Source organism: Acinetobacter sp. AOR01_HL (assembly GCF_027855455.1).
Taxonomy (GTDB): Bacteria; Pseudomonadota; Gammaproteobacteria; order Pseudomonadales; family Moraxellaceae; genus Acinetobacter; species Acinetobacter baumannii.
In genome coordinates, this window is record NZ_JAKTIM010000060.1 from 1 (window position 1) to 7,099 (window position 7,099).

Sequence of the window (7,099 nt, forward strand, 5' to 3'; positions counted from 1 at the left end):
TTGGCTTAAACAATTCACTTGAGCAAGATTATGTTGTTTCCAACTTTCAGAGAACCACATAATCATTGGTACATGTGTTTGTTGGCTCGGTGCGATTGCATAAGGTGAACCATGTAAATATAAACCATGTTCTCCGGTTGATTCGCCATGATCAGATAAATACCATAAACCTGTCTGATATTTTGATATTTCTTTTAGAGTATTAATCATTTGGCTTAATACATGGTCTGTATATACGATTGTATTATCATAACTATTTAGCAATTCGGTTTGCGAACAGCCCTGTATCGCATTCGTATCACAAGTGGGTTTAAAGGGTTGATATGCCTCAGGTGCACGCTTGTAATATGCAGGCCCGTGACTACCCACCTGATGCAAAACAATCAAACGTGGGCGATCATCATCTTTGGCAATAGTAGACAAATACTGCTTTAAGCTGTCAATGAGAATGTCATCATAACATTCGCCATCTTTACACCATTTTTTCTTTAAGTTTTCTGGAATTTGGTATTGTTCAACACGATCACATGCACCTTTACAACCCGAGTTATTATCAATCCAAGTCACTTGGTAACCCGCACGTTTTGCAATATCTAGTAAACCTTCGCGGTGACTAGCTAATTGCTCATCATAATCTACACGTGGCATACCCGAGAACATACATGGCACAGAAACAGCTGTCGCCGTACCGCATGAGCTCACTTGCGAAAAGTTGAAAATATCTTGTTTAGAAAGCTCCGGATTCGTATTTTTTGCATACCCATTTAGAGAGAAACTTTCGGCACGTGCCGTTTCACCGACAACAAGTATCATTAACTTAGGGAGGTTCTTTTGTACTCGCCGAACTTGATGAGCATCTTGTCCATATATCACAAGAGGCAGATTTTTCTTCGGAGCCTTCTTATGATAGTAAGACATAAGCGATGAAATACTATTTTGCGGTGAAATCATCCCTTTTAAATCACGATGCTCACGAAATATTGCAGCAAAATCGACATAGTAAGTAAAAAGTAAAACACCGACCACGGCCAATGAAGCTACCAGTGAAAATACCTTCTTCAATAACAACCGTGATACTTTTTCTTGTTTAAATTTAACTTGAGAAATTAAAAAAATGGGCAAAATAACAAAAAAAACTGTCCATAAAACAAAGCGTAAAGAGATTAGATCGGTAACTTCCGAAACATCGGTCTGCACCATATTTTGAATTTGGTCGGGTGAAATAATGATACCCAATGTGTTTACAAAATAAGAGCTAAAGCCACCAATAAATATCAATAAAATTGCAAAGATTTTGGCAGTCCATTTCCAATTTATTAATTGAAAAATTAAATTATATGCCGCTATTAAAATAACTAATGTCGCCCCTAAGAAAAGAACTGACTTAATACCATTATAAGGTGTAAGTTGATGGATTTTTTTAAAAAAACCTATATTCAGAAATAAACCTAGCCAGATAGATAAAAGCAAATTAAAATTTAATAGTGTAATATTATTACATATCTCTTTGAATTTTAAAAAATTTACTAGCATTTAAAAACCACTAAATATTAAAAACTCGAAATCTTAGCTAGTAAAACTTAAATAGAAATTAAAAAATGAGCTTAGTAACCAATAAGAATACAAAGCTATATTATTAAAAACAAATCTTTAAGCTCATCTTAATTTTAAAAATTTATTGTTTGATAAATTTATCATTTGAGACTCTTAGATGAATAATTCAAGTCATGAAATGAGTGAGTATATAACTAAAGTCCCCCAAGTTACCCTTCTATTCTGGATTACTAAAATCTTCGCAACTACTTTTGGTGAAACTGGCGGAGATAGTTTTTCAATGTCATTGAAACTTGGGTATTTAACTAGTACTTTTATTTTTGCCATAGTTTTTATTATCTTATTGATCTGTCAAATTAAGGCAAAAAGTTATAAACCATATTTATATTGGTTTACCATTATTGCGAGTACAACTGTTGGTACAACATTAGCAGACTTTGTCACTCGATCTTTAGGTATTGGTTATAGTGGAGGAAGTAGCTTACTCCTCGGCTTAGTCATCTTCTCATTATTGGGTTGGTATAAAGTTGAAGGCAGCGTCTCCCCTCATACCGTTAATAAACCTAAATCAGAAGTCTTTTATTGGTTAACAATTACCTTTAGCCAAACTTTGGGTACAGCTCTTGGTGACTGGTCAGCAGATACGATTGGATTAGGCTATAGTGGCGGGATTGCTCTTTTCTCAGCACTCATTTTATTGATGGTGTTTTTGTATAAATTCACTTCTGTTTCACGAACATTTTTATTCTGGAGCACTTTTATTTTAACTCGTCCTTTGGGTGCTGTAGTTGGAGACTTTCTAGATAAGCCCCTTTCCGCTGGAGGTTTAGACTTAAGCCGTTTTGCAGCATCAGGAGTAATATTAGTTGCTATTTTAATATGTATTTATTTTAGTAAAAATAATCAGTTAGGTAATGTAAAAAATGCATAAATTGTAAAAGCTCTCCTCAGAGGGCTTTCACACAAATTCCTACATTCACATTCGTATTTATCGTATGAGCTGTGCACCCTGATAACATGATACACAGCGCAGTAATAATCGAAGCAAATTTAGTACGCTTGCAATGAAGGACTTTCATGCTAGCCGATCCGGTTAGCAATCCAGCCATAGAAGAACTGTTCTTGCGTGGGATTACGCTCACAGATTTCAATATAACGCTGGCCTTGCATAATATTAAGTACTCGCACTAATACTTTCTCGCCTTCTTTTCCACGTTTGGCCAGATAGGTTTTAAGAGCACCTAAGGTGTTAGATCCATAAACACCATCAACCTTTAAATCTGCATACCCAGCTTTACCTTGATTGTTAAGCAAGTTCAAAGCACGTTGTAAAAGTGGTTTTGCAAAGTTGATACCGCAATTCACACCAGTGTCTAGAAGCTCTTCAGCTACAGCAGAAGAAATGATATTCACCTGATCAAAACGTGGGGCTGTCCAATAGTTTTTGCGATAAATTGCTTTGGCCACTTCAAGAGGCAAATCTTTCATATTGCCCTTATAGCCGCTTGCACGTGCGACCGCTTCAGTAATACCGAACTTTGTTGCACCACCCCGATCTGCGGGATTATTTACATACCCGCCTTCACGCTTAATGAGTTCGTCAAGATATTGTTCAATGTTCATTTAACTTTTCCTTAGGTAATAAAAAACCGCCCGAAGGCGGCATTAACTGTTTTCAATGTCTTTTCTGGCATTCTTAAACTCTTTGATCACTTCAACGATCGTTTTACCTTCCTGTTTATCTATAAAATTAAAAATCCAACGGACTAAAGCCCAACCGGGTAAACCACAAACAAAGAAGAACCCACCTAGAGCAATCATCCCCCATACATCAGTAACCCATTCATGAAGTCCCCACTTCACGATAATAAATGAGCCGCCAGCCAGACTTGATACAACTGTACAGATCAATCCTACGGCCCACTCCTGAGGTGAGCGTGGCATACGTGTCATCAATACAACTGCTGCAACTAAAGCAACCGCTAACGTCACCATAATTGCTGCACCATAAAATTTTAAAATTGCTGTTAAACCGCTTGTTGAAACTGGTTCCATGCCTTACTCCAGATTTTTGACAATAAAAAAGCACCCAGTTGGGTGCTATCTAAGAAATTTCTAAATTAAAAATTTACTGCTTCAATTTCTTCATATGTCAAAGCAGTTTCAATTTTCTGTCGCGCAATACGCCCTCTTTCATGAATGTTATTAATGTGCACTGCAAGTGCTGTTTTTAAGTCAATCAATTGATCAGGACTAAGATTAACAACTGAATTGTCTTTTAAAGTCCACTCAACTGATACGCCGAGCAAAGCTGCAGTAGCGATTCTTAATTGAGAATTAGGATCTGAATCATAAAGCTTATTTTCAAACTCAAAACCGCCAAACTCATACTGATCCCGAATCTGTTTGATTTGTTCCCATTTCTGTTGTTTAGCCTCATCAATAGTTCGTGAGTCAATCCAAGTTTTTGAGACATAATCAAATTTTTTTTCTGGTACTACTGGAATAGTGACTACATTTAGATTCTCATCTAGATAATGCAAAACATTTTTATCATGCATATCTACCTGCATTTCTTTGATATGCTGAAGCGGTGTTGCATAAACATTATCACGTTCCCCTTTGACCAACACATCTAAGCTGCCATCACTGTTAAAAACTCCATAGATCTTTTCCATCATTTTTTAAGCTCCACAGCATAAAAGGTTAAGTCAGAGCAGCCTGCAGTAACCTGATTAGCGTAAGCAAAAGTCATCATATCAAAATAACCACTAAGCACTAGCTGACCAGAAGCGTCTGCTTTAGCTAACACAGAAAATGAAGTGCCAAGTTCAGTAGATCCAAATTTCACAGGCGGTATCGTTATTTCAGTATTGTTAGCTGCGGTATAATTAACTAAATAATCATCTCCTAATTTAAAATACATAGCTCCATTGGTTGCACGAGTGAGATCCCCCTCTGCTGCATTACCATTCGGATGTGGAATAAAGTACAACTGACCAAACATAGTAATCAGAATGGTTGAATATGGCTGAAAGCCTGTTAATACAACACGCAAAAACTCGCCCATTGTGTAATGGTTTGGTGTATATCTATAGCCTTCTGTCGTATTTTGAGCAGACTTAGTCACGATAACTGGCAGCGTTACTGCCCGATCCTTAATGTGCAAAGTATCAACTGCTAAATTTCCAATTTTTGAAGTAGTAACTGCTTGATCTTCAATATTTGCAGATTTAACTTTAATCGTTCCCAAATCCGCACTAATAGCACTTAAGCTATCAGCCCAGATTCGATTGGCATTGATATATCCAAAACTACCATTATCGACATACAAACCACGCGGAATAACAGTACCGTTTGGCAAAGTAACCGGAGTGTTTTGCAAGGTCATTAATGGTTTAGGTTCTACACCATCAACACCGACAGGCGTACCAAACTGAATTGCATCATAATTGAATATGAAAGTTGAAGTCGTACCATCATTCATTGACCCATGACCAGAAACATGGCCATTTACATCGAACTTAGTAAACTGCTGAGCATAGATGCCATCCACACTTTCACTGACATTTTGAATAGACGCACTATTCTCACCGACTTTTGTTTGCAACGTTTCCGTTACTTTTATCGTTGAAGAAATAGCACTAGCATTTGCATTGATTTGTTGCTGAAACAAAGCATTGCTGTCATTCAATTGTGCAGACACTTGATCTGTACGTTTAGATTGAGCCAAATCGCCTTCAATACGTGCAGATTGCTCTGACCAGACACCCGCATAGCCTCCCTCATTACCAATTAACTCGGATTCCGAGCCGATTAAAGGCGGGTTAAGCTGTGCATATACGCCGTCAATTCTCGTAGTCTGAGCAATAATCTTATTATCAACATCTTTGATATCTGATTTAACTTGATCAAGTGCACCAGTTGATGCTTTATCATCAAGCTCAAGATTAATGGAATCAATCGCTTCGGCATTTGCCGATGACTGCTCAACTGCTACCTGTGCAGATTGGCGTACAGTTGCAAGAGCACTATCATTACTTGCGATATAGTTATCTATTTTTTGAACAGTTACCCTATCACCCTCAATTCGTGCTTGTACTTCTCGTTGTGCATAAGCCTGTAAGTTATTTAACTCAACTGCCGTTGTATCAATACGCTTACTAAGTGCTAAGTCCCCTTCGATCATTGCCGATTGAACTGACCAAGTTCCTGCGAAGCCCTGATCATTTCCAATTAGATCAGATTCAGAACCAATTAACGGCGGGTTAAGCTGTGCATACACGCCATCGGTTTTTTCAGCAACTAACGAAAGATCATTTGCAACAACACGAATGCTTTCTTGAGCTGCAGCAATTCCCTCGTCACTTGACTGTTTAACAGTATTTACAACTTCAAGAACACCTTCATCACCATCAATAATTTGCTGTGATAAACCATCTTTGGCTTGCTGAATAGCGTTTTGTCGATCAATGACTTCTTGTGCAATCCGATCTTTCGTATTTTGTATATCTTGCTTAATTGGACCAATTTCAGCGTCAATCGTCTCAATATGATCAATCTTGGTTTTAAGATCCTGATTGAGTTGAGATTCACTGATTTGATCATTTAAAAGCTCAAGAACATCTGTTGCATCGGCAGAAGTCGTCGCATGAGTCCAATCCGACCATGATCCAATGTTTCCAATCCTATCGATCAAGCGGCCACGATAAAATTGAGTCAGATTTGGCTGCAAGCCTTGAATCGTATGAGTCGTTGTTGGATAAGCGAATAAGCCCAATTGAGCAATGTTGCTGGTACCATCTGGCGAAACTTGGATTTCTGTATAAGCAGTGTCAAGCGCACCGGTTGCCGGAAAGCCCCAATCAAGTTTGATACCAAATAAGATTCCTGTCGCTTGGATAAATGCCAATTTTGGAGGTAAACCTTGCTTTCCAGAGAGTTCAGTCAAAGTTGAATAAACTGGTAAAGAAGCTATCTCAAAAGCTGAAATCGCTGTTACTCGTGCTTGATATTGACCCGCATAAATACCAGGAACTTCGACTGAGTTGTTGCCGGTTATTGGAAGCTTAATCCAACTCCCGTCATCTTTACGCCACTCAACTTGATATTTAACGGCTCCTTTTGCCTGCGCCCAAGATACTATCATGGTAGCCACGTTGATGCCCTGATCAACTCGGCTTTCACCGGTAACAACGACATCTGTTACAGGATCCTGAATTGTTGGGTTCACAATCGAAATCGGAACCTCATCAAAATAAGCACCCTTATCAATGGCATCAAACTTGGCTGGGTTATATTGAAGTGCAGTCACTGAAAATTGATGATGCTCATCTTGGGTAATAGAAATCACTCGAAACTTCATTGTTGCCAAGTCTTGAGCATCAATCACCCAGACGTTTTGTGCTGCAATCGCATCAAACTCATGAGTAACTGTAACCACTCGACCAGAGATCGATTGAACAATTCGAGTTTGAGCTTTGCCATCCTCGCCATTAATAATCAATCGGTCACCAGCAACTGCCACAACGTCGTCACGATCTAG

At 38.3% G+C, this 7,099-nt stretch carries 6 protein-coding genes; 1 reads left to right on the forward strand and 5 read right to left on the reverse strand.

Annotated features, from left to right (window positions below):
• Nucleotides 1-1,533: phosphoethanolamine transferase (locus MKL62_RS19565; RefSeq protein ID WP_270899805.1), on the reverse strand; the 1,533-nt coding region annotated here is incomplete at its 3' end.
• A gap of 178 nt (nucleotides 1,534-1,711) precedes the next feature.
• On the opposite strand from MKL62_RS19565, the gene MKL62_RS19570 reads away from it, so the two are divergent.
• Nucleotides 1,712-2,485: a COG4705 family protein gene (locus tag MKL62_RS19570; protein ID WP_001066070.1), complete on the forward strand. Its 774-nt coding sequence runs from the start codon at nucleotides 1,712-1,714 to the stop codon at nucleotides 2,483-2,485.
• 149 nt (nucleotides 2,486-2,634) lie between these two features.
• Here MKL62_RS19570 and MKL62_RS19575 read toward each other — a convergent pair whose 3' ends face one another.
• The 4 genes from MKL62_RS19575 to MKL62_RS19590 form a co-directional block, all read right to left on the reverse strand.
• Nucleotides 2,635-3,177, reverse strand: a complete 543-nt coding sequence (locus MKL62_RS19575) for a glycoside hydrolase family 108 protein (RefSeq protein ID WP_270899806.1) — start codon at nucleotides 3,175-3,177, stop codon at nucleotides 2,635-2,637.
• 42 nt (nucleotides 3,178-3,219) lie between these two features.
• On the reverse strand, nucleotides 3,220-3,609 hold the full coding sequence (locus MKL62_RS19580) for a hypothetical protein (RefSeq protein ID WP_004714964.1): 390 nt from the start codon (nucleotides 3,607-3,609) through the stop codon (nucleotides 3,220-3,222).
• 65 nt (nucleotides 3,610-3,674) lie between these two features.
• A complete protein-coding gene (locus MKL62_RS19585) occupies nucleotides 3,675-4,235 on the reverse strand; it encodes a DUF4376 domain-containing protein (protein ID WP_000970244.1) in 561 nt (186 codons plus the stop codon).
• Nucleotides 4,232-7,099 (reverse strand): phage tail protein (locus MKL62_RS19590; protein ID WP_270899807.1); only part of this gene is annotated, 2,868 nt, incomplete at its 5' end. The genes MKL62_RS19585 and MKL62_RS19590, both read right to left, overlap by 4 nt.

Bases quoted from the DNA above. Each gene is read 5' to 3' on its own strand.
- MKL62_RS19580 (WP_004714964.1), bottom strand. From the start codon at position 3,609: ATGGAACCAGTTTCAACAAGCGGTTTAACAGCAATTTTAAAATTTTAT.
- MKL62_RS19585 (WP_000970244.1), bottom strand. From the start codon at position 4,235: ATGATGGAAAAGATCTATGGAGTTTTTAACAGTGATGGCAGCTTAGAT.
- MKL62_RS19575 (WP_270899806.1), bottom strand. From the start codon at position 3,177: ATGAACATTGAACAATATCTTGACGAACTCATTAAGCGTGAAGGCGGG.
- MKL62_RS19570 (WP_001066070.1), top strand. From the start codon at position 1,712: ATGAATAATTCAAGTCATGAAATGAGTGAGTATATAACTAAAGTCCCC.